Annotated in this window: 17 protein-coding genes; all 17 read right to left on the bottom strand. The window is 67.2% G+C overall.

Annotated elements, in window-relative coordinates:
* Positions 1-65: 65 nt before the first annotated feature.
* The 17 genes from AB3K92_RS02640 to AB3K92_RS02560 all read right to left on the bottom strand — a co-directional run bounded on the left by AB3K92_RS02640 (position 66) and on the right by AB3K92_RS02560 (position 21,689).
* Positions 66-1,148, bottom strand: a complete 1,083-nt coding sequence (locus AB3K92_RS02640) for a glycosyltransferase (RefSeq protein WP_369464407.1) — start codon at positions 1,146-1,148, stop codon at positions 66-68.
* 54 nt (positions 1,149-1,202) lie between these two features.
* Entirely contained in the window at positions 1,203-2,177 is a 975-nt protein-coding gene (locus AB3K92_RS02635) for a glycosyltransferase (RefSeq protein WP_369464406.1), read from the bottom strand.
* A complete protein-coding gene (locus AB3K92_RS02630; protein ID WP_048027204.1) occupies positions 2,174-2,704 on the bottom strand; it encodes a serine O-acetyltransferase in 531 nt (176 codons plus the stop codon). Before AB3K92_RS02630 ends, AB3K92_RS02635 begins: the two co-directional genes overlap by 4 nt.
* Before the next feature lies 1 nt (position 2,705).
* Positions 2,706-3,905 (bottom strand): capsular biosynthesis protein, encoded by a 1,200-nt coding sequence (locus AB3K92_RS02625; RefSeq protein WP_369464405.1) that lies wholly within the window; start codon positions 3,903-3,905, stop codon positions 2,706-2,708.
* 28 nt (positions 3,906-3,933) lie between these two features.
* A complete protein-coding gene (locus tag AB3K92_RS02620) occupies positions 3,934-5,166 on the bottom strand; it encodes a lipopolysaccharide biosynthesis protein (protein WP_369464404.1) in 1,233 nt (410 codons plus the stop codon).
* A 63-nt stretch (positions 5,167-5,229) separates the two neighbouring features.
* On the bottom strand, positions 5,230-7,467 hold the full coding sequence (locus tag AB3K92_RS02615) for a polysaccharide biosynthesis tyrosine autokinase (protein ID WP_059587511.1): 2,238 nt from the start codon (positions 7,465-7,467) through the stop codon (positions 5,230-5,232).
* A 54-nt stretch (positions 7,468-7,521) separates the two neighbouring features.
* Positions 7,522-7,956, bottom strand: a complete 435-nt coding sequence (locus tag AB3K92_RS02610; RefSeq protein ID WP_042973863.1) for a low molecular weight protein-tyrosine-phosphatase — start codon at positions 7,954-7,956, stop codon at positions 7,522-7,524.
* Positions 7,953-9,074 (bottom strand): polysaccharide biosynthesis/export family protein, encoded by a 1,122-nt coding sequence (locus AB3K92_RS02605; protein ID WP_226127174.1) that lies wholly within the window; start codon positions 9,072-9,074, stop codon positions 7,953-7,955. The genes AB3K92_RS02610 and AB3K92_RS02605 overlap by 4 nt, the downstream gene beginning before the upstream one ends.
* 234 nt (positions 9,075-9,308) lie before the next feature.
* A complete protein-coding gene (locus tag AB3K92_RS02600) occupies positions 9,309-10,385 on the bottom strand; it encodes a sugar transferase (protein WP_059555551.1) in 1,077 nt (358 codons plus the stop codon).
* A gap of 87 nt (positions 10,386-10,472) precedes the next feature.
* On the bottom strand, positions 10,473-10,643 hold the full coding sequence (locus AB3K92_RS02595; protein ID WP_021158107.1) for a hypothetical protein: 171 nt from the start codon (positions 10,641-10,643) through the stop codon (positions 10,473-10,475).
* A 564-nt stretch (positions 10,644-11,207) separates the two neighbouring features.
* The gene (locus AB3K92_RS02590) at positions 11,208-12,179 is read right to left on the bottom strand and encodes a GlxA family transcriptional regulator (RefSeq protein ID WP_051392201.1); all 972 of its coding nucleotides are present in this window, start codon (positions 12,177-12,179) and stop codon (positions 11,208-11,210) included.
* Positions 12,180-12,990: 811 nt separating this feature from the next.
* A complete protein-coding gene (locus AB3K92_RS02585; RefSeq protein WP_021158110.1) occupies positions 12,991-13,263 on the bottom strand; it encodes a hypothetical protein in 273 nt (90 codons plus the stop codon).
* A 312-nt stretch (positions 13,264-13,575) separates the two neighbouring features.
* Positions 13,576-14,490, bottom strand: a complete 915-nt coding sequence (locus tag AB3K92_RS02580) for an ABC transporter ATP-binding protein (RefSeq protein ID WP_369464403.1) — start codon at positions 14,488-14,490, stop codon at positions 13,576-13,578.
* Between the two features lie 45 nt (positions 14,491-14,535).
* Positions 14,536-15,510, bottom strand: a complete 975-nt coding sequence (locus tag AB3K92_RS02575; protein ID WP_021158112.1) for an ABC transporter permease — start codon at positions 15,508-15,510, stop codon at positions 14,536-14,538.
* Between the two features lie 64 nt (positions 15,511-15,574).
* Positions 15,575-17,434, bottom strand: coding sequence for an allophanate hydrolase (gene atzF / locus AB3K92_RS02570; protein ID WP_059587507.1), 1,860 nt, complete (start codon positions 17,432-17,434; stop codon positions 15,575-15,577).
* Positions 17,431-21,036, bottom strand: a complete 3,606-nt coding sequence (gene uca, locus AB3K92_RS02565; protein ID WP_369464402.1) for an urea carboxylase — start codon at positions 21,034-21,036, stop codon at positions 17,431-17,433. Before uca ends, atzF begins: the two co-directional genes overlap by 4 nt.
* Complete coding sequence (locus tag AB3K92_RS02560) at positions 21,033-21,689, bottom strand: urea amidolyase associated protein UAAP2 (protein WP_027792692.1); 657 nt, start codon at positions 21,687-21,689, stop codon at positions 21,033-21,035. The genes uca and AB3K92_RS02560 overlap by 4 nt, the downstream gene beginning before the upstream one ends.
* Between the last annotated feature and the right edge of the window lie 10 nt (positions 21,690-21,699).

The following is a 21,699-nucleotide window of genomic DNA, read 5'->3' as shown; positions in this document are numbered from 1 at the left end:
CGGGCGCGTTGCGCCGCGGCGAAAGCCGCGCGATCGCGCCGGTCGGGCGCAGCCGGATGCGGGTGTCAGCGCGCCACCCACGCAGCATAGAGCGGCACGAGCTCGGCCAACAAGCGCGCCTCGCCGAAGCGCTGCCGCGCCTCGCGGCTCGCCTGCCGGGCCAGTTCCCGGCGCAGCGCGCCGTCGACGGCGAGGCGCTCGAGCCACGCGACCGCGTCGGCCGCCGTCGCGTAGATCACGCCGGTCTGCAGATGGCGCACGACATCCACGTTGCCGGCGCACCCGGACACGACGACGGGCCGCCCCGCCAGCATCGCCTCGATGACCGACACCGGCATGCCTTCCCACGACGACGTCGACAGATACACGTCCGTGCCGGCGAGCCGCCGCGCGACCTCGTCGTGCGGCAGCCATCCGGTCACCTCGACGCCTGCCTCGGCCAGCCGCGCCTTCGATACATCGTCGCCGTCGCCGATCCAGACGAAGCGCACGCCGCGCGCACGCAGGCCGTCCGCGATCTGCGCGAACAGCGCCGGATTCTTTTGCGCGCGAATGCCGCCGACGGTCACCACGCGCAGGGGGCCGTCCGCCGGCCGCCCTTCGTCGCCCGCCCGTGCCGACGACGGCGTATCGACTACCGCATTCTCGACCACTACCACCGGCTGACGCAGCCATGCGCGAATCGCGCGGCCCTCGCTTTCCGAGCACGCGACGTACAGGCATTTCCGCACGCACGCGATCCATTCGAGCCCGACGAACGCCAGCCGCTTCACGCCCGAGATATCGCGGCGCATGAACGAGATGCAGTGCGGGCTGTAGAAGAACGCTGCCGTCGGCAGCGCGAACAGCGTCGACAGCCGCCCGAGAAAGCCCGCGAACGACGAGTGCAGATGCACGACGTCCGGGCCGATCTCGTTGAGTGTCGCGCGCAGCCGGCCGACGGTCCGCAGCAGGCCCACGCCTTTCATCTGGACGTGGCGCAGCGACACCCGCGAGTCGAACATCGCGGCAATGGCGGGCGGCGTGTCCGGCCGCACCGAGTAGACGACATGCACGTCGTGGCCGTCGCGTGCCAGGCGATTCGCGATCAGGCACACCATCGACAACGTGCCCGTGGCGCTGGATTCGACCATGTGGACGATCTTCATCGGAATCCGTTCCATGAGGGATGAGCCGTCGCGCACCGACGGCGAATGACGTCGTCACGCATCCGGACGACGCCCCGCGGCCGCATCGATGAACGCGAGCACGCCCGACCGCTCGATCACGCGCCCCCATTCGAGCGACTGCATTGCCGCCGGGTCGGGACGGGTCGCGCGGATCCGCGACAGCGGAAACAGTTCGTCGAAGATCGCCGCACCGGTGACGTGGCACTGGATGCCGAGTTCGTGCGCGGTGCGCACGTTCGACGGCGCGTCGTTGCAGATGATCCTCTTGCCGAGCGACGCGTATTCGAGCAGCTTCGTCGGCGTCTGGAAACAATGCGGCCGGTGATACGGAAAGAAGCACACCGCGTATTCGCTGTCGCGGACGATCCGCAGCGCTTCCGGCTGCGGCACGCGGCCGACGAAGCGGATGCCCGGCGTATCGACGAACTCGGCGTGGATTTTGGGCTCCGGCTGGCCGACCAGCACGAGCGTGTCCGACTCGTCGCGCCGCGCGTCGCGATAGGCGGCCAGCACCTTGTGAAAACCGCGCTCGCGGCTCATTTCACCGATATAGCAGAACCTGCCGGACACGATCGGCGTGGCATCGGCGCCGCCCGGCGCGACACGGTCGCTGCCCGCATCGGCCCGATCGAAGATCCAGTCCGGCACGCCCATCGGCAACAGCAGCGCGCGCACGCCGTCGCGAAACGCCATCGCGTCGCGCATCTGCTCGTTCTGGAAGATCCGCAAGTCGGGCCGCACGTTCAGCATGCGCTTCACGCCGTCCTTGACGGCCGCGAGCCGGCCGACCGATAGCGACCGGTAGTCGTGAATCACGAACCGCGCGGGCGGCAGCGCGCGATAGAAACCCATGATGCACCACAGGATGCAGACGTCCCGAGCGGGAAAACGCGCGTACGCATCGAGATCGCCGTCGAACACCTCGAACCCGTGCGTGCCCAGGCGGCTGCGGTAAGCGGCGATCTCGGGATAGTTCGCCTTGCCGGGATGCAGAATGAACACTTTCATGTGGGTTCCTGTTCGTTGTCGAGAATGCGCGCGGGAACGCCGACGGCCACGCAGCGGTCGGGCACGTCACGCAACACCACCGCGCCCGCGCCGATCCGCACGCCGTCGCCGACCCGCACCGCGCCGAGCACGACGCTGTGCACGCCGAACTCCACGTGGTCGCCGATCGTCGGCACGCCGCCGAGCGTGCCGTCCTTCCGGATCGTGTTGCCGATGGTCACGCCGTGCCGCAGCGTGCAGTAGTCGCCGATCACCGCGTAGCCGTTGATCACGAGGCCGGTGCCGTGATAGAGCGCGAGCCCCTTGCCGATCCTCGTCTTCACCGGAATCTCGATGCCCATCAGCCAGTCGCACAGCACGATGTAGAGCAGGATCAGCGGCGCGCCGGCCAGCAGCGTGAACCGGCTCCGGCACGCGAGGTAGTGCACGACGCGGTAGAAGACCACCACGCTGCGCGTCTTCACGAACGCATTGCGGCGGCAGTCTTCGGCGATCGCCTCGGCGGTCTGTCGCAACGTGACGCCCATGTCAATGCTGCGTCGCGAACACGCGCCGGGCCGCATCGGCGGGAATGCGCGCGGCGCCGAAGTAGTCGATACCGTCGACCAGGAACGAATGGATGTACTTCAGCAGCCGCTCGCGATCGAACTCCTTGTAGAAGCAGCGGCCGAGCGACACGACGCGCTTGCCGTACAGCATCGCCTCGAGCCCGACCGTCGAATTGATCGTGACGACCGCATACGCGTGCCGCAGCAGGTCGGTGGTCGGCGACGTGACGATTTCGAAGTGATACGTCTCCTGCAGGCGCACGATCGCTTCGATCTCGGCCGCATCGGTCTCGGCCGGATGCAGCTTCACGAACAGGTCGGCGCTCTCGTTCGCCGCGAACTCGAACGCATGGCGGATCGCCTCGAGATTGTCGACGTCCGAGTGCAACTTGATCTGCGTGTCGCCGGACACCTGCAGCGGCAGGAACACATAGCGGTTCGCCGCCAGCGCGTCGACCGACATGTACGTGGCCTGGCGCGGCGCCGGCATCCCGTTGCGTGCCCGCACGCTCGCCAGGCGCCGGCGGCCGACGCCGCGGCTGAGCACCTTCAGCACGTAGTTGGCCGCCGACATGGCCTTGCGCGCGAACGACGTCCGCGCCTGCGGCAGCGGCATCTGCTTGTAGCGCTCGTAGGCCGACAGCCAGCGCGCATGCGTGTGCTCGTCGGGCAGCGGCAGCCGATCGATGGCCTCGGGATTGCGGCTGATCGTCGACAGCGCATTGACGCCGAGCGAATCGACGAACAGCTTGCCCGGCAGGTTCGAGATCTCGATGAAGCGGGTCGCGACGCCGTACACCGTGCATGCCTGCCGCACCGCGCGGCACACCAGTTGCTGCCCGTTCCACATCACGCACTGCTCGACCCGCAGGCCGCGCAGCACCTCCGATGCGATATGGAAGATCGCCGCCGACTCGCGCTTCGCGCGCGCCTCGGTCATCTGCCCGTTCAGCACCTCGATCGACAGCTGGTACGGCGTGCGGTCGGCCGCCTGCCCGTCGGGCACGTCGATCGGCATCAGCCGGTTCAGGTACACCGAGCGGTAGCCGCCCAGCAGCAGGCCGAGATGCGCGACCGGTTCGCTCGTCAGGAACGCGAACTCGTATTCGTGCCGCACCGCGTTCACGAGCCGGGTCGCGAAGGTGTAACGCTCGAGGGAATCGATGACGATCAGGATCATGGTGTGCTCGTTCGTCGTTGCGGAAATCTCACGCCAGCGCGCGGGATCGGGACAGGTTCGTGTCGAGGACCCGGTACGTGAGCGCGATGCCGGCCGCCATCAGCACCGCGCCGGTCAGCGAAAAAACCTGCACGCTCGCCGGGGCCGACAGGTTCATCAGCCTTGCGACGCCCAGCGCACCGGCCAGGCACACGCCGCAGGTCAGCTGAAACAGGAAATCGATGCGCTGCGCGCGCGTCGCGAGGAAGATCTGCGACAGCGGCACGTAGATCAGCTGCAGCGCGAACAACGGCATCAGGCTGTGATAGAACCCGACCGAGCCGCGCCAGCTTGCGCCGAAGAACTGGTTCACGAGCGGCGCGAACAGCAGCAGCCCGCCGGCCATGTACACGACCGCGAGTACAGCGAGCGCGCGGGCGTAAGTCCGGTACACGCGCGGCACCGTCGCGCCTGCATCCGGACGCGCCATCGCACCGATCGCGTCGCGGCGGAATACGCCGCCGACGCTCTGTGCGATCAGCGATACCGGAAAGAAACCGAGCCGGTACGCGGCCGCGAAATAGCCCGCGCTCTGCGCATCGAACCAGTGCGGAATCGCGATCGACAGCGAGTAGGTCAGCACCGATGCGCACAGCGTCGACGGCAGGATATACAGCGCGAAACGGCGGTTCCTGACGAAGAAAGCGCGCGACAGCCTGAACGCGTACCCGGCGCGATGGCCTGAGTACAGGATCGCCGCGACCATCACGATCGACACCGCCGCGGTCACCCACGCATACAGTGCGAACACGTCGACGCGTCCGCACGCGGAACAGGCGAGCGACAGCACGAGGCCCGCGAGGAACAGGCCGTTGACGACCACGCGCGACAGCGCGATCCAGCCGTAGCGCCGGAGGCTGTTCAGGTAGGACCCGGCGGCCAGCTGCACGAACGTCGCCAGCGCATAGACGGCGACGAGACGGAGATCCCCGCGTCCGGCGACGGCAATCACGAAACCGAACACCGCGGTCACGACCAGGCTCAACGCCGTCACGTTGACGAACGCGTTGAACGACTCGCCCGGCGCGTCGTCGACGCACGCGAGTTCGTAGCGGAACGCGAGCAGCGTGCCGACGAAGGTCGCGAGCGCGAGCAGATAGTTGAAATGGCCGAGCGACTCGGGCCCGAAGCGCCGTCCGATCACGAAGATGCAGGCGAACAGCGCGATCTGGCCGACCACGACGCCGGCGAGCGACACGATCGAATCCCGTGGATTGATCATCTCGCCTCCGTGCGCGGTGCGCGGCCGGATACGCGGGTCGGGCCGCCGCCAGCGTGGTGCGCGTCACGCATCCTGCGCCCCGTATTCGTACGCGACGTAGCGGTAACCGCCGTACTTCGACCCGTACCCGTACTGCCCGAGCCGCGGGTTGACCCCGTTGAAGATGACGCCGCTCAGGCGGACGCCGTTCTGCGCGAAGCGCTTCGCGGATTCGGCGATCTCGCCGAGCTTCGTCCTGCCCGCCATCGTGACGAGCAGCGCGGTGCCGGCGACCGCGCCGAGAATGCCGGTATCGGGCACGGCAAGCACCGGCGCCGAGTCGATCACGACGATGTCGTAGCGCGACGACAGATCGTCGACCAGCGCCGCGAGATTGCGGTTCAGCAGCAGCTCCGCGGGGTTCTTCGGCATCGTCCCGGTCGAGATGAAGTCGAGACCGTCGACCACCTCGCGATGAATCACGTCCTCCACGCGCGCGCTGCCGGCGATCAGCTCGGTGAAGCCGCGCCCGCGCGTAAAGCCGAGATAGTCGTGCAGCCGGCCCTTGCGGATGTCGCCGTCGATCAGCAGCACGCGCTTGCCGGCGCTCGCCATCACGACCGCGAGGTTCGACGACAGGAAGGTCTTGCCGACGCCCGGCGCGGGGCCGGCGATCAGCACGATGTTGTTCTTCGCCTCGAGCATCGCGAACTGCAGCGCGGTGCGCAGGCTGCGCAGGCACTCGACGGCCGGCTCGTTCGGGAAGTCGATCGACAGGATCGACTTGTGGCCGCTCTTGCGCGCGGCCTCCTCGGCCAGGTCGCGCTGATGGTCGCTGATCGGCACCGTCGCGTACACCGCGAGGCCGAGGCGGCGCTCGATCTCGTTGTGATCGGAGATGCCATGGAACAGCATCGAGCGGGCGATCGCGGTGCCGCAGCCGGCGAGCAGCCCGAGCAGCAGCGATGCCAGCGCGACGAGCGCCTTCTTCGGCCGCACCGCCACTTCCGGCACCGCCGCGGTGTCGACGAGGCGCACGTTGCCGGTCTTGCCGGCCTGCACGAGCTGCAATTGCTGCATGTTGTTCAGCAACGCCGTGTAGAGGTCGGTGTTGACCCTCACGTCGAGCATCAGCCGCACCGTATCCTGCTGCAGGTCCGGCAGGCGCCGGATCTGTTGTTCGGCCGTATTCCGGTAACCGTTCAGCGCGGCGATCTGCTCGTCGATCACCGCGACGCTCGGATGCCGCTCGGTGAAGCGCGACATCAGTTCCTGACGCTTCTGCTGCAACTCGAGCAGGCGCGTCTTCGCGTCGGCGGTCTGGGCCAGCGCGAGCTTCGCCTCCTCGGTAAGGTCGACCGTGCCGTGCTCGTTGCGCAGCTTCGTCAGGCGCGCTTCGGAATCGGTCAGCTGCTGCTTGAGCTGCGGCAATTGCCCGCTGAGAAACTCGAGCGACTGCGCGGCTTCCGCCGACTTCCGCTCGATGTTCTGCCGCACGTACTGGCGGCCGATCTCGTTCATCGTGTCGCTGACCCATTTCGGATCGGTGTCCTGCAGGCTGGCGACGACGACGTCCGATTGCTTCACGCGCTCCTGCACGTTGAGGCGGTCGCGGATATCCTCGATCGTCTTCAGACGCGAGTTGCGCACCAGCACGAACGCGGCGCCGGGCTTCGCGGCGATCGACGCGACCAGCAGCGTGACCGGGCCGCGCGGCGAGCTGAAATGCTCGAGCGTACCGACCGTGCCCTCGACCGGCGCATTGAAATCGCCGCCGTCGAGCCGATAGCGCTTGCCGCCGAGGCTCGTCAGCGTGAACGCATCGCCTTCGTTCTTGCGCGGCACGTCGAAGCGCGCCACGTCGATCCGTTCGCGGCCCCATGCGTAGCCGCCGAAGCCGGCCAGGCCGGGGTCGGACAGGCCGTCGGCATGGCGTGAGATCCAGTCGCCGATCAGCGGAAAACGCTTCGGCCCGGCATCGATGAACAGGTTGAGCTTGTCGACCGCGCGTTCGACGACGAGGCGCGACGCGAGGATCTGCTGCTCGGCGGCGGCCGACGACTTCACGTCGAACAGCGCGGATACGTCGCCGAGCAACGACTTGGCGGCCGACGTGTCCGGGCTGTCCTCGACCTGGACCATGATGTTGGCTTCGAACACGGGCTTGCCGAGAATCGCGTAAGCGAGGCCGGCGGCCAGCAGCACGCACGTGATGATCGCGATCAGCCAGCGGCTTTCCAGCAGGATGTCGAGCACCGCGACGAAGTCGGTCTCGCTGCCGTCTTCGGCGGCGTGCTGCGGCGGGGCGGAGGGTTGGGTCATGGCAACGATGGGGAGGCGTATGGGGTTCCAGTGGGGCATCGACCTGTGGCCGCGTCAGACGATACGCAGGCGCTTCGACCACTCGGACACGCCGAGCTCGATCAGTCGCGCACAGCGTTCGAACACGAATCGGGGCTGGCGGTAAGGGTCGTGCACGTCGAAATCCGTGTACTCGCCAAGACGGAACACGCGCCCCCGCACGAACGGGAACTGGTTCTCGAGCGACGTGCGCTGGCGACGGTCCATCACGAGGATCAGGTCGGCATCGGTACACAGCGAGCGGCCGATCTGCTGCGCGCGATGCGTCGACACGTCGAAGCCGCGCATCCGCATGACGTCCTGCGCATACGGCGCGGCCGGCAGGCCGACCAGTGCGTTCAGGCCGGCGGACGCGACGCGACGCCCGGGCATCGCGTGACGCAGCATCGCCTCGGCCATCGGGCTGCGGCAGATGTTGCCCTCGCAGACGATCAGGATCGATTCCATCATTTGGTCGCGATCGCCGCGGTCAGGCCGGCGTTGATGGCCGGCAGCAACAGGCTGAGCACGCGGCTGAAGCGGACGAGCCCGTTGCCGTCGACGTACACGACATCCTTCGGCTTCAGCTGGAACTGATTCGCCAGCACCATCGCGACCGGCGAGCGCGCATCGAGGTGATAGACCTGCGGCTGCTCGTCCTGCATCCCGCGCACCACGTAGAGCTGCGCCGCATCGGCCGTGTTCGCGTTCAGGCTGCCGGCCTGCGAGATCGCCTCGCTCAGCGTCAGCCGGCCATTGCGCATCGGCAACGCCGTCACGGGCTTGTTGACCTCGCCCATCACGAACACCCCGCTCTCGTCGCGCGGCAGCACACGCACGAGATCGCCGTTGCGCAGCACGATCTTCGACGGGTTGCGCCCCTGCTCGGCCATCTCCGTCAGGTCGATCCGGCGTTCGACGCCGTCGCGCACCAGCACGATGCGGCTCTGGTCGGCGGATGCCGCAAAGCCGCCGGCCCGCCCGATCGCGTCGTACAGCGTCATCGGGATATCGTTCACGGGCTGCGAGCCCGGCGTATGCACCTCGCCCTCGATATACACCTGCTTCGCGCGGAACGACGCGATGCGCACCGTGACCTGCGGATTCCTGAATGTCCTGTCGAGACGCCGCGTGAGCTGCGTCTGAACCTGCTCGGCCGTCAGCCCGGCCACCGGCAGGCGCCCCGCGAACGGAAACTGCAGCGTGCCGTCCTGGTCGACGACGAACCCCGGCGGCGCATCCGCCGCGCGCGGCGCGGCCTGCGCAGGCGCGCCGAGCGCCGCCGCGAGTTCGGGATGATCCCAGACGGTGATCTGCAGCACGTCGCCGCGCCCGATCGTGTACGCATCCGGCGACGCGACGATATCGCGCGCTTCGCCGCGCGTACTGCGTTCGGTGTCGCGCATGCGCCGGATCAGCGACAGGTCGATGTTGGTGACCGGCACCGGCAGCGCGGCGCTCTCGGCCGGTGTCGCACCGCCTTGCAGCGGAATCGACGCCGGCTGCTGCATGCGCATGCCCGGCGCGATGCCGCACGCGCCCAGCAACGCACACAGCGGCAGGATCATTACGAGCGAACCGACGCGCATTGGTCGACGCGGCGCGATCGCGCGCGCCGACTCCATTTGACGCAACCTCTGCATTACAACCTCGCACTCTTTTAATTTGAAGTTTCACCGGTCGCCCCGCGTCGTGTCGCGCGCGAGTACAGCACCCCTGTCGAGACCGGACATGCTTGCCGCCACTGCTCACTGCCGAACCCCTCCGCGCCCGCTGCCGTCACGCGCCGCCGCGTTTCCTTCGCGACGTGCGCGCGGCAGCGGCTAATACGCACCCGAACCGCGCACCACCACGTTGATCGTCCGGAACAGGATTCCGATGTCGCGGCGCAGCGACCATTCGCGCACGTAGGACACGTCGAGCGATACGCGCGTCGAATAGTCGGTGTCGTTGCGGCCGCTGACCTGCCAGAGTCCGGTCATGCCCGGTTTCGCCATCAGGTAGTAGCGCACGTCGGTGCCGTAGCGTTCGAGTTCGGCCTCGACGATCGGTCGCGGCCCGACCAGGCTCATGTCGCCCTTCAGCACGTTCAGCAGTTGCGGCAGTTCGTCGAGGCTCGTCTTGCGGAGCAGGCGGCCGATCGGCGTGATGCGGACATCGTTCTTCAGCTTGAATTCGCGATCCCATTCCGCGCGGGCGTCGGCATCGCGCTCGAGCAGCGCCTTGAGCACCGCATCGGCGTTCGTCACCATCGAGCGGAATTTCAGGCACTTGAACCGCCGGCCGTTGCGGCCGACGCGCTCGTGCCCGAAGATCGCCGGGCCGCCGTCGCGTCGCACGGTCCACGCGATACCCAGCAATACCGGCGCCAGCAGGAGCAGCAGCAACGACGCACCCACCAGGTCGAAGCCGCGCTTGACCATGCGCTTCACGCGCCCGGCCGCCCGGTGGCCGATCTCGCGCTGGCCGCGCAGGTCGGCGTGCGCGATGGCCGCCGCACGCACCTGATCGCCGGCACGCTCGATCATTCCGAAGATCGCGAGCGTCAGCGCGCGGAACACGATCAGACCGATCCCGCTGGCAAGCGTCCAGCACACGAACCACTCGCTCGACAGCACGTGCGCACGATGCAGCATGTACAGGAGCGCCGTGCTCATGCCCTGCACGACGATCCACGCGAGCACGGTACGGCCGAGCACGTGGAGCGCCGAACGCGTGCGCGCCGTCTCGTAGATGCCGCAGGCGGGAAATACCGACAAGGCCAGCGCGGCGGCAAACGCGACGAGTGCACCGTCGAACAGCGTCCCGCGCGCGCCGCCGGTGGCGCCGATCAATGCGGGAATGAACGCGCCCAGCACGATCAGCCCGATATCGGTCGCTCGATTGATCAACGAATTCATCGGTATGAACTCCTAATTTGTCATTCAGCACCCGTCCGCGTTGCGCACCGGCACTGCACGCCTGTCATTCAATGTCGCCCGAGGCGGTCATTCGGCCATGCCGCGGCACGCTGCAGTGCGCGTGCCGGTCAGCGTGCCCATCCGTTTGCCCGTCGGCATGCCGTCACTTCCGTGTTGCCGCAGTGCATCATATTCACCGCGACTCGCGCTTTTATCGCCAGCGTCCGAATTCGCCTTGTTGATGGCGGATGGAATCAAGGGTGATTCCGTGCCGGATTTATTCGATCGATTTCACGATTTGACGGATAACGTTCCATGCGGAATAACGCGCGTTTTTTATGGATTCTCGAATCCGGATCGCGATGGCGACACGCCGTTTCAAGCCAATGCATTGATTCATCTTGCCGGTGTCATCCGGCACGGCAGGTCGCGATTTCATCGCCGAATACCGCACGGAACGTGCGAGCGAGCATCGGCGGATATCGACCGCGCAAATACTGGCTCGAAGAATAAAAAGGCCTGCACAGTGCGCTCACGAAGACACGGCAGGCAAAATTCCGAGGAGTACCGGGGTGCCGCCTCCTCGAAAGTCCAGTCGATAACTTAATCGAGCGGGTACGCATTTCGGGCGGCTGCTGTCGGACGGCGCCACGATTGTGGCCGAATCCACCTTTGTTGCACTGCGATCGACCGATATCCGATTTTTTCGATTCGAATCGAGCGCCCCGTCATTCGATCGAAATCCCGTTTATCCGGATATTCATGACGCTCGACACGATGAATTCAAGTATCGCCTTCGAGTAACGAACGACGCGCGCGTGACTACGATGCGGTGTTGTTCATCCAGCTGCTCAGGTCCGACGCATACAGCATTTCCGCCGAAGCGTCGCCGCCTTTTCGAGCGGCGGCCCGGTATTCGGTCGGTGAAGTCTGCAAGTGCTGGCGAAACAGCTTGGCCATCCGGTCGCCACTGCCAAGGCCGGTTCGTCTCGCGACCTTGTCGGCCGGAAGATCCGTCTCGATCAGCATGCGGCAGGCCTTTTCGAGGCGGATTCTCAGCACGAACTCGGTTGGCGTCACACCGATCTCGTTCTTGAAGCGCCGCAGGAAATTGCGCTCGCTCATCGCGGCGGCCTGCGCCTCGTCCGCGATGGAGATCCGGTTCTCGCTGTTGACGCGCAGGTGATGTGCCGCGCGCCGGATCAAGGTGCTGGCGCGCGCGACGCGTGCGCCGAACAGCACGTCGGTCAGCTTGCGATTCGCACCGGACACCATGCACGCCACGATTTCCTGCGCGATTTCGTAGCCCATGTCGACGCGCACGATCGACAACGCATCCGAGAACGGCCCGTCGTCTTCGTCATCGGAACATTCGACGTCGTCGCGTCCGGCGTGCGAGGCGACGCCGTCGTCCGCCGCCGGCAACACCTTTTCGACCTCCTTTTGCGCCAGGTGAATCTGCGTCAACAGCTTCCGGCCGCCACCGCTGCCCCTGACGACGCGCGCACGCTGATGCGCGTGCCTGAGCCACGCGATCAATTGCTCGTCGAGGGCGTCGATCCCGCCCTCTCCGCTCAGGACGAACATCGCGTGAACCGTGCTTGCCTCGAGCATGCGGGTGGCATCCGTCCAGATCCCCACACCCGACGACGAACGAACCGGGCCGCCATGGATCGAATAAAGCCGCAATTCGTAGTGGTCGGCGAATACGCCGTCGGCTCGACCGAGCTGATTGGCGAGTTCGAAAACCGCCGCCAGCTTGCCCATCTGCATAATCGAAAAACCCTCGAGCAACAGTACGATCACGCTTGCCCGTTGATGCCCGGTTCCAGGGCCTCTACCACGATTCACGCTTAACCCCGCCGACGAATGATTCGATACTGTTTGCATCTTGCGGCCCTTTAACAATTGCTTACATTTCTTGATTTCTGCGCCGCATCATATGCGGCTGTGATTGTTAGCCGATTTATCAATGTCCGTTTCCGCCGTGTTGTTGTCGGAATCAATCAAGCCTGTGATGCGCCCCTATTTATTGACAACGGTCGAATCGGATGTGAATTCATTCGCAAAAATCGATAAAAAATTGACGCAAGTCATCGACAACGGATATCGATCTGGATATCGGGATACCTCGGCAGTTCTGGCTAATTGCGACGGAATTCGGGCCGCCCGACGCATTAACACATGCCGGCCGGCAGATCAGGATGAGGGGAGATGTTTTGGCGCCAGCGCGTGGACGGCGTGGCCTCCGCTTCGACCACGAGCCGTCCAGTACGGCCCGCATTCGGATCTAGCCATCGTCAACTGACAGAGTCGCAATACACGTCGGCGGCACGTTCAAATCGATGTCGCGCGCACTGGCTCGGGGTGTAATGCAGACGGCAATCGACGAAATTGCGTGAGCGCTGATCGGCAATTGCTGAACGCGCATTGGCGGCGCGGCATGCGATTCGAATTCGCTTCGGTGTCACGCAAACGTTCGCCGCAGAATTATGCATTCGATTTCATTGGAAATTCGGGCAGTATCCCGCGCTTATTCGGCGATCGAATATCGGTGCAGTTACCGAATATTTCGATATGGCTCCATGCAAACGTTTCCTTTCGATCAGCGTCTATCCACTGACGAATGCACGACATTGGTGCGGCAATGTCGCGCCGACGCGATATTCGACATATCGATGTCGCAGGAGAAAGGTAAAGGACGCGGCGTTGCGTCCGGATGGGTTTCGACGGTAACGGTAGCGCACGCGGCGCAATCCAGTACGCATTCGACTGTATCGGCCCGCGGATCGGCATCGGCACGGTCGATGCCCGACTCACGGAAATCGGTCATGCGGCGAACGACCCCGCCGCCATGTCGCTCGATGCTCGTCGGCAAGCGCGACTCAGGTCATGGCCCCGGTTGACAACCGGGGCCGAAAAGCACGCGTTTGGCGCCCGCGGCCGAATCCGCAAGCGGCGACATGCGCGAGGCCGCGATGGTTCGAGGCCGAGTGCGGGAAAGCGCGTGCCGAACGCCTCAAGGTGCGGCTCGATCAGGGTCCTGGCCGTGACGCGGGCGGCCAAGACCAGACGCGCCGGCCCTGGGCCGGCGGCTACGACTACCTACGTGGACGGAGCGCGAACACCGCGCCGCAGGCACGCGCCCGACCGCGCTCGTGCCGATCGCCCGGCCCATCCCCGTCCCGGTCTACTCGACGTTGTCCGACACGTCCGTCATCCGGATCATGTGCGGTTTCACGCCGTCGTCGTCATCGGCAGGCACGGCCTCCTTCGGATGAATCAGCGCTTCGAGCCGCGCCTTCGTCGCGACGAACGCCGGCGAATTGACCTGCAAATAATCGCGCGGCCGTGGCACCGGCACCTCGATCAGCTCCTGCACCGCCCCCGGATTCGCCTTGAGGACGAGAATGCGATCCGCCAGGAAAATCGCCTCGTCGAGATCGTGCGTGATGAACAGGATCGTCACGTCGATATTGCGCCAGATGTCGAGCAGATGCGTCTGCATCCGCGCACGTGTCTGCGCGTCGAGCGCACCGAACGGCTCGTCCATCAGAAGGATGCGCGGGCGGTTCGCCAGCGCACGGGCGATCGCCACGCGCTGCTTCATCCCGCCGGACAACTGGTGCGGATACACGTCGGCGAAACGCGTCAGCCCGACGAGATCGAGCCACTGCAGCGCTTCGCGTTCGGCCTCGCCGCTGCTGCTCCCGTTCATCCGGAGACCGAACATCACGTTCTTCTTCACGGTGAGCCACGGAAACAGCGTATAGCCCTGGAACACCATCCCGCGATCGGCGCCCGGCCCCTGCACGGGCTTGCCGTCCAGCAGCACTTCGCCGCTGGTCTGCGCTTCGAGCCCCGCCAGGATGCGGATCAGCGTCGACTTGCCGCAACCGGACGGGCCGATCACGCACACGAATTCGCGGCGGTGTGTACGGAAGCTGATGTCGTCGAGCGCGACGCACTCGCCCTGCGGCGTCGCGAAGCGCTTGCCGACGTGGCGCACGTCGAGTATCACGTCGCGGGTTTTCAGCCGTGCGAAGCGCTCGCGCACCGCGTCGGACTGCATCAGGTACTCGGGAACGGCTTGCGGATTCTGCATGATGCCCTCTGCGGAAATCGGTTGACGGTTGCGAATCGAAGGGCATCACGCTTTCAGCGTGCGGTCCCACGGAAACAGCTTGCGGCCGAGCACTCCGAGCACGATGTCGGTCCCGAGGCCGATGACCCCGATCATCAGGATCGCCGCATACACGTTGTCGAAATGCTGGTAGCGCGCCTGCTGGCTGATGTACCACGTGATGCCCGAACTGGTGCCGACGAGTTCGGCGACGATCAGGTAAGTCCACGCCCAGCCGAGCAGGATCCGCTGGTCGCGATACAGGTCCGGCAGCACACCGGGAATCACGACGTGGGTGAGCAGCTTGAGCTTCTTCGTGCCGAGCGTCATCGCGGCCTCGAACAGCCCGTATTCGAGCTTGCGTGTCGTGTTCGCGATGATCAGCACCTGCTGGAACAGCGTCCCGATCACGATGATCGCAATCTTCGGTGCGTCGTAGATGCCCAGAATCGCGACCATCAGCGCGCCGAACGCCGGCGCGGGCAGGTAGCGGAAGAACTCCAGGAACGGCTCCTGCAGCCGCGCGAGCGCGCTGAAGGTGCCGCAGACGATGCCGAGCGGCACACCGATCGCGGACGAGATCACGAAGCCCCAGAAAATGATCCGGATGCTGTGCCACAGGCTCTCGTGCAGCCATACGCCGTCGCGGGATGCGGGCGGTGTCGTGAACGCGGTGTAGAACGCGCGCAACACCTGGTGCGGCGCGGGCAGGTAGACCGGATTCGCGCGCACGCCCTCCGGCACGGCCGTATGCATCTCCCGTGCATGCGCGAGCTCGTCGTCGAAGACTTCGCGGTCGATCTGCATGCCGGTCTGGAAATAGTCGACGCTTCCCGGATTCGTGATGCGCATCTGCGGATGCCAGACGAACGGCACATAGCTGATCAGGCACCAGACGGCGAACGGCAGCAGGAAGGACGCCAGGCCGAGTGTCCATTTGCCGCGCGTCGTCAGTTCGCGGCGCACGGCCAGCCATCCGGTCGTGTTGCGGGTCATTGACATGGGGATCTCCGTATCGTTTCGGGTGCCGGTCGCGCAGCGCCCGTGGCATCGCGCGACCGGACGTTCATTGCGAGGCGCTGCTCGCGGCGTGGGCGCGATACGCCCGCCAGCCGCCGAAGCGCGTGATGTCGGTCGCCTCGTCGAGCGCCGCGCTTTCGCACAGGAAGCCCTGCACGCGCGACCCGTCGGCGAGCGTCAGCGTGCCGATGCCGAGCGGCGCCGCAATCCCCGCGACGAAGCTGCCGTACGCGTCGACCGGCATCTCCCAGATCTCGACCGCGATCGGCGCACCGCCTTCCGGCACGCGCACGAGCCCCGGCTTGGCGACGCTGCCGCCGGATGCGGCGCCGGACAGCGCGTAGAGACGGTACGTGGCCGCCGTCGTCGTCGCCGCGACGAAACGCGCGCGTCGCTGCGTGAGCTGCCCGTTCAACGGCTCGCCTCGCAGATGCGCACCGACGACGGCCACGCGCACGACGCCGGCGGCTTCCGTCGGCGCCGCGTCCGCCGTTGCAGCGCCCCCGGCCTCACGGACAGCCTGATCGCCGTCGCCCCACGCCTGCGCGAGATCGAGCAGCCGCGCATCGTCGTGCGCGCGGCCGACGAACGTGATCCCGAACGGCAACCCCGCGTGCGCCCCGGTCTTGCAGACGCCGGCAGGCACCGCGATCGCCGACAGGTCGAGCAGGTTGACGAAGTTCGTGTAGTAGCCGAAGCGCGAATTGATGCCGATCGGATCGGCTTCGAGCGCGTCCACGGTCGCGGTCGTGGCCGAGGTCGGCATCACGATCGCGTCGAGCCCGGCCCATGCGCGGCCCGCCTCGATGCGCAGCGTCGCGAGCCGGTCGAACGCGGCGAACGCGTCGGCCGCGCTGAAGCGCGACGCGCCGCCGACGATCGTGCGAATCACCGGATGGAGCGCATCGGGCTCCCGCGCGGCGAATGCGCCGAGTGCGGCAAGCCGCTCGGCAACCCACGGGCCCTCGTAGAGCAGCCGCGCGGCGGCCAGGAACGGGCTGAAATCGATCTCGACGATCCGCGCGCCCGTCGCCCGCAGGCGTTCGAGCGCCGCCCCCCAGGCCGCGCGATACGATTCGTCGCCGAAGAATTCGAGCTGATCGGCACGCGGTACGCCGAAACCCGACCGGCCGAGCGAACGCACCCGGTCGAGATCCGGCTGCGGCTGCCATGCGCGCCCGTAAGGATCGCCTTCGGTCACGCCCTGCGCGACGGCGAACACCGACCGTGCGTCGTCCGGCGAGTGCGCGAACACCGACACGCAATCGAGCGACCGGCAAGCCGGCACGACGCCGAGCGTACTCAGCACGCCGCGGGTCGGCTTGAGTCCGACGAGCCCGTGAAACGCCGCCGGCACGCGCCCGGAACCGGCCGTGTCGGTCCCCAGCGAGAATGCCGCGACGCCGAGCGCGACCGCCACCGCCGACCCGGAACTCGATCCGCCCGACGCGTAGCGCGGATCGAGCGCATTGCGGCACGCGCCGTACGGCGAGCGCTGCCCCGACAGCCCGGTCGCGAACTGGTCGAGATTGGTCTTGCCGACCGGAATCGCGCCGGCCGCGATCAATCGCTCGACGACGGGCGCGCTGCGATCCGGCGTGTACGCATAGGCCGGACAGGCCGCCGTCGTCGGAATGCCGGCGAGGTCGATGTTGTCCTTGATCGCGAACGGCACGCCGTAGAGCGGCAGCGATGCGATGTCGCGCCCGGCCAGCGCGTCGGCGTAGGCCGTCATCTCGGCGTGCGTCAGCGGCCGGATCCACGCATGATGCGGATCGCCCGCGTCGAAATGCGCGGCGATCGCGTCGACGAGCGCGTGCGGCGTCAGGGTGCCCGCCTCGTAGCGCGCGCGCAGCGCGGCGATCGAGCCCGGCCCGGGCAGCGGCGAACGTTGTGCCGTGCTCATGCGACCTCCTCGGCGGCGCCGGTCTTCTGCACCATCAGCCGCTGGCCGGCCACGACCGCCGCGCCCGGCGCGCAATCGATCGTCTCGATCGTGCCGTCTTCCATTGCCGTCACCGCCACCTCCATCTTCATCGATTCGACGATCGCGACGACCTGCCCTTCGGTCACGCGCTCGCCGGGTTCGACCAGCACCTTCCACACGCTGCCCGACACGTCCGCGGCAATCGCGCGCTGCGTATCGTCGAGCGCGGCGGTTTCCCGCGCCGCCTGCGCGTCGCCCTGCTCCGCTTCGCCGACGTACTCCGCGTGCCCGGCCGCCCGCCACCGCTCGCGCTCGGCTTCGAACGCGGTTTGCTGCGCGGCCTTGAACGTCGCGATCGACTCCGCCTCGTCGCGCAGGAAGCGGTTGTACGCGCCCAGGTCGAACACGGATTCCTCGATCTTCAACGACGCGCGGCCCGCGATGAAATCCGCGCGCAGCGCAGCCAGCTCGGCCTCGCTGACTTCGTAGAAGCGGATCTCGTCGAAGAAGCGCAGCAGCCACGGCTTGCCGGCTTCGAACTCCCGCGTGGTGCGGTGACGGTTCCACATCTGGACGGTACGGCCGACGAACTGGTAACCGCCGGGCCCTTCCATGCCGTACACGCACAGATACGCGCCGCCGATGCCGACCGCGTTCTCGGGTGTCCAGGTGCGCGCGGGGTTGTATTTGGTCGTCACGAGCCGGTGCCGCGGATCGATCGGCGTCGCGACCGGCGCACCGAGGTAGACATCGCCGAGCCCCATCACCAGATAGCGCGCGTCGAACACGATGCGCTTCACGTCGTCGATGCTCGCCAGCCCGTTGATCCGCCGGATGAACTCGATATTGCTCGGACACCACGGCGCATCGGGCCGCACCGACTGCATGTAGCGCTCGATCGCGATGCGCGTCGACGGGTCGTCCCACGACAGCGGCAAATGCACGATGCGGTTCGGCACGCGCATGTCGGCCACGTCGGAGAGTTCCCGCTCCGCGGTCTGCAGATGCGCGAGCAGTGCATCGAGCGGCAGCACGCGTGCATCGAACTGCACCTGAAGCGAGCGGATGCCCGGCGTCAGGTCGAGCATGCCGGGCAACCGGTGCGCGTCGAGCCAGCACATGAGGGCGTGCACGCGAAAGCGCAGGTTCAGGTCGAGCACGAGCGGCCCGTATTCGACCAGCACGTTGCGATCGCCCGAGCGCCGGTAGACGACACCGATACCGCCGGCCGACGGGTCGCGATGCAGCACGCATTCGCCGGGCGCGGCGCAGGCAGCAGTGGCGACGTCGCGCGTCGGTTGCGCGATCGCAGCAGCCGGCTGCCCGGCCGACGCGGCCGCGCGCACGAACTGCACGGTATCGCCCGGGCGCAACTGCCCGAGCTTCCACAGCTCGTCGCGCACGACCGTCACCGGGCACACGAAGCCGCCCAGACTCGGGCCGTCCGGGCCGAGGATCACCGGCATGTCGCCGGTGAAATCGACCGCGCCGATCGCATACGCGTTGTCGTGGATGTTCGACGGATGCAGGCCGGCCTCGCCGCCGTCCGCGCGTGCCCATTGCGGTTTTGGTCCGAGCAGCCGGACGCCGGTGCGGCTCGAGTTGTAGTGGACCGTCCACTGCGTGCCGTAGAGCATCGCGATATCGTCCGGCGTGAAGAAGTCCGGCGCGCCGTGCGGGCCGTCCAGCACACCGAGCGTCCACGCATGCGTCAATGCGGGAATGTCGTCTTCGGCCAGCGTCGCGCCGGCGTCGCCGCGCCCCGCGTCCGCGTGCAGATGCAGCACGTCGCCCTTGCGCAGCGCGCGCCCCGCGTGACCGCCGAACTGGCCGAGCGCGAAGGTGGCCTTGCTGCCGAGATAGTCGGGCACCTGCAGCCCGCCTTTCACGGCCAGGCACGCGCGCACGCCCGCGCCCGTCACGCCGCCGAGCTTCAGTACCGTGCCCGGTCGGGCGCGCAGCACTTGCCAGAACGGCGCGGGCTCGCCGTCGAGCGTTGCCGCGAGCGGCGCACCGCCGAGCACGAACAGCGTCGCGGTGTTGAAGCGCAGCGTCGCGCCGACCATCGTGAATTCCAGCCCGGCCGCGTCGCGTGCGTTGCCGAGCAGCGCGTTGGCAAGATCGAACGCGCGATCGTCCATCGGACCGGACGGCGGCACGCCGACGCTCCAGTAACCGACGCGCCCGGGCGCCTGCTGCACGGTGGTCTGCACGCCGCCGTCGAGCACGTCGATCGTGTGCGGCGCGAATGCGAAGCGCGACAGGAACGCCGTCGTCGGCGCGCCGCGCGCGAACGTGTCCGAGCCGGCAATCGCGCGCAGGTAGTCGAGGTTGGTTTCGATCCCGTACAGCTCGGTCCGCGCCAGCGCGGCCTGCAGTGCCGCCAGCGCGTCGCGGCGCGTATCGCCGCGCACGATCAGCTTCGCGAGCAACGGATCGTAATGCGCGCTGACCTCGGTGCCCGCGCCGATCCAGCCGTCGACGCGCACGTCGTCCGGAAAGGCGACATGCGTGAGCACGCCGGCACTCGGCTGGAACTGCTTGTGCGGATCCTCCGCATAGAGCCGCACCTGGATGCTCGCGCCGCGCGGCGCGACGGCGAGCGTGTCGAGCGGCGGCAGGTCGCCTTCGGCCTGCAGGATCATCCATTCCACGAGATCGATGCCGGTGACCGCTTCGGTCACGCAATGTTCGACCTGCAACCGCGTGTTCACTTCCAGGAAATAGAACCGGCGCGCGTTCGCGTCGAACACGAACTCGACCGTGCCGGCCGACGCGTAGCCGACCGCGCGGGCGAGCCGCACCGCGCTCGCGTGCAGCGTGTCGCGCTCGGCATCGGTCAGGTCCGGCGCGGGTGTCTCCTCGATCACCTTCTGGTTACGGCGCTGCACGGAGCAATCGCGTTCGCCGAGCGCGATCGCGCCGCCGCGGCCATCGCCGAAGATCTGCACTTCGATATGCCGCGCGTGCTCGACGAATTTCTCGAGATACACGCCCGCATGCGCGAAGTTCGCCTTGCCGAGCCGCACGACGGATTCGAAGGCCGCCTCGAGCTGCGCGGCGTCACGGCACAACGACATGCCGATCCCGCCACCGCCGGCCGTACTCTTCAGCATCACCGGATAGCCGATCGCACCGGCTTCGGCAAGCGCCGTCGCCACGTCGTCGAGCAGGCCCGTGCCCGGCAGCAGCGCGACACCCTGTGCGGCCGCGAGCGCGCGCGCGGTGTGCTTGAGGCCGAACGCGCGCATCTGGTCGCCGCGCGGCCCGATGAAGCGCACGCCCGCCGCTTCGCATGCATCGGCGAAACCGGCATGCTCGGACAGGAAGCCGTAGCCGGGATGCACGGCCTGCGCGCCGGTCTCGCGCGCGGCGGCGAGGATCGCCGCGACGTTCAGGTAGCTCTCCGCCGCCGGCGCGGGGCCGACCCGCACGGCTTCGTCGGCGAGCGTCACGTGACGCGCGTCGCGGTCGGCGTCCGAGTAGATCGCGACCGACGCAATGCCGAGCCGCTTCAGCGTCCGGATCACGCGGCACGCGATCTCGCCGCGGTTCGCAACGAGGACTTTGGCGAATCTCATTCGGCCTCCCACACGGTGAGACGCACGGGCGTCGGGTTGTAGCCGTTGCACGGGTTGTTCAGCTGCGGGCAGTTCGAGATCAGCACGGTGACGTCCATCTCCGCCCGCATCTCGACGTACTTGCCGGGCGCGGAAATGCCGTCCTCGAACGTCAGCCCGCCGAGCGGCGTGACGGGTACGTTCATGAAGAAGTTGACGTTGCCGACGAGGTCGCGCTTGGTGAGCCGCGCGCCCGTGCCGCACGTGCAGTGCGCAATTGCATTGAGGAAGCTGTCGCGGCAGTTGTGCATGTGCCGCTTGTCGAGCGCATAACGCACCGTGTTGCTCTCGGCCGCGCATGCGCCGCCGAGCGTGTCGTGACGCCCGCACGTATCGGCGACGATCGTCGCCATCGCGTTGCCCCGGCTCGACAGCAGCACGCTGCCGGCGCTCAGGTACAGGTTGCGCTGCGCGCGGATCGTGTCCTGGGCGCTGTAGCGCTCCTCGGGGTCGTCGGACCGGTAGAACAGCGTGTCGACGGCCTGGTTGCCTTCGAGGTCGAGGATGCGGAAGACCTGCCCGCGCTTCAGGTCGTGCAGCCACGGTTCGCCCGCGTTCAGCGTGATGTCGTGGATCGCGTCGCGCGGGTCGAGGCGGCTTTCGATGATCGGCATGGTGCGGCTC

The organism is Burkholderia sp. Bmkn7 (assembly GCF_041103175.1).
GTDB classification, from domain to species: Bacteria; Pseudomonadota; Gammaproteobacteria; order Burkholderiales; family Burkholderiaceae; genus Burkholderia; species Burkholderia cepacia.
The sequence above is the reverse complement of the archived record's forward strand: the minus strand, read 5'-3'. Positions and strand labels throughout refer to the sequence as shown.

What these genes read in the sequence shown, in the direction of transcription:
- AB3K92_RS02640 (WP_369464407.1), bottom strand. Translation starts at nt 1,148, where the DNA reads ATGAAGATCGTCCACATGGTCGAATCCAGCGCCACGGGCACGTTGTCG.
- AB3K92_RS02635 (WP_369464406.1), bottom strand. Translation starts at nt 2,177, where the DNA reads ATGAAAGTGTTCATTCTGCATCCCGGCAAGGCGAACTATCCCGAGATC.
- AB3K92_RS02630 (WP_048027204.1), bottom strand. Translation starts at nt 2,704, where the DNA reads ATGGGCGTCACGTTGCGACAGACCGCCGAGGCGATCGCCGAAGACTGC.
- AB3K92_RS02625 (WP_369464405.1), bottom strand. Translation starts at nt 3,905, where the DNA reads ATGATCCTGATCGTCATCGATTCCCTCGAGCGTTACACCTTCGCGACC.
- AB3K92_RS02620 (WP_369464404.1), bottom strand. Translation starts at nt 5,166, where the DNA reads ATGATCAATCCACGGGATTCGATCGTGTCGCTCGCCGGCGTCGTGGTC.
- AB3K92_RS02615 (WP_059587511.1), bottom strand. Translation starts at nt 7,467, where the DNA reads ATGACCCAACCCTCCGCCCCGCCGCAGCACGCCGCCGAAGACGGCAGC.
- AB3K92_RS02610 (WP_042973863.1), bottom strand. Translation starts at nt 7,956, where the DNA reads ATGATGGAATCGATCCTGATCGTCTGCGAGGGCAACATCTGCCGCAGC.
- AB3K92_RS02605 (WP_226127174.1), bottom strand. Translation starts at nt 9,074, where the DNA reads ATGCGCGTCGGTTCGCTCGTAATGATCCTGCCGCTGTGTGCGTTGCTG.
- AB3K92_RS02600 (WP_059555551.1), bottom strand. Translation starts at nt 10,385, where the DNA reads ATGAATTCGTTGATCAATCGAGCGACCGATATCGGGCTGATCGTGCTG.
- AB3K92_RS02580 (WP_369464403.1), bottom strand. Translation starts at nt 14,490, where the DNA reads ATGCAGAATCCGCAAGCCGTTCCCGAGTACCTGATGCAGTCCGACGCG.
- AB3K92_RS02575 (WP_021158112.1), bottom strand. Translation starts at nt 15,510, where the DNA reads ATGTCAATGACCCGCAACACGACCGGATGGCTGGCCGTGCGCCGCGAA.
- atzF (WP_059587507.1), bottom strand. Translation starts at nt 17,434, where the DNA reads ATGAGCACGGCACAACGTTCGCCGCTGCCCGGGCCGGGCTCGATCGCC.
- uca (WP_369464402.1), bottom strand. Translation starts at nt 21,036, where the DNA reads ATGAGATTCGCCAAAGTCCTCGTTGCGAACCGCGGCGAGATCGCGTGC.
- AB3K92_RS02560 (WP_027792692.1), bottom strand. Translation starts at nt 21,689, where the DNA reads ATGCCGATCATCGAAAGCCGCCTCGACCCGCGCGACGCGATCCACGAC.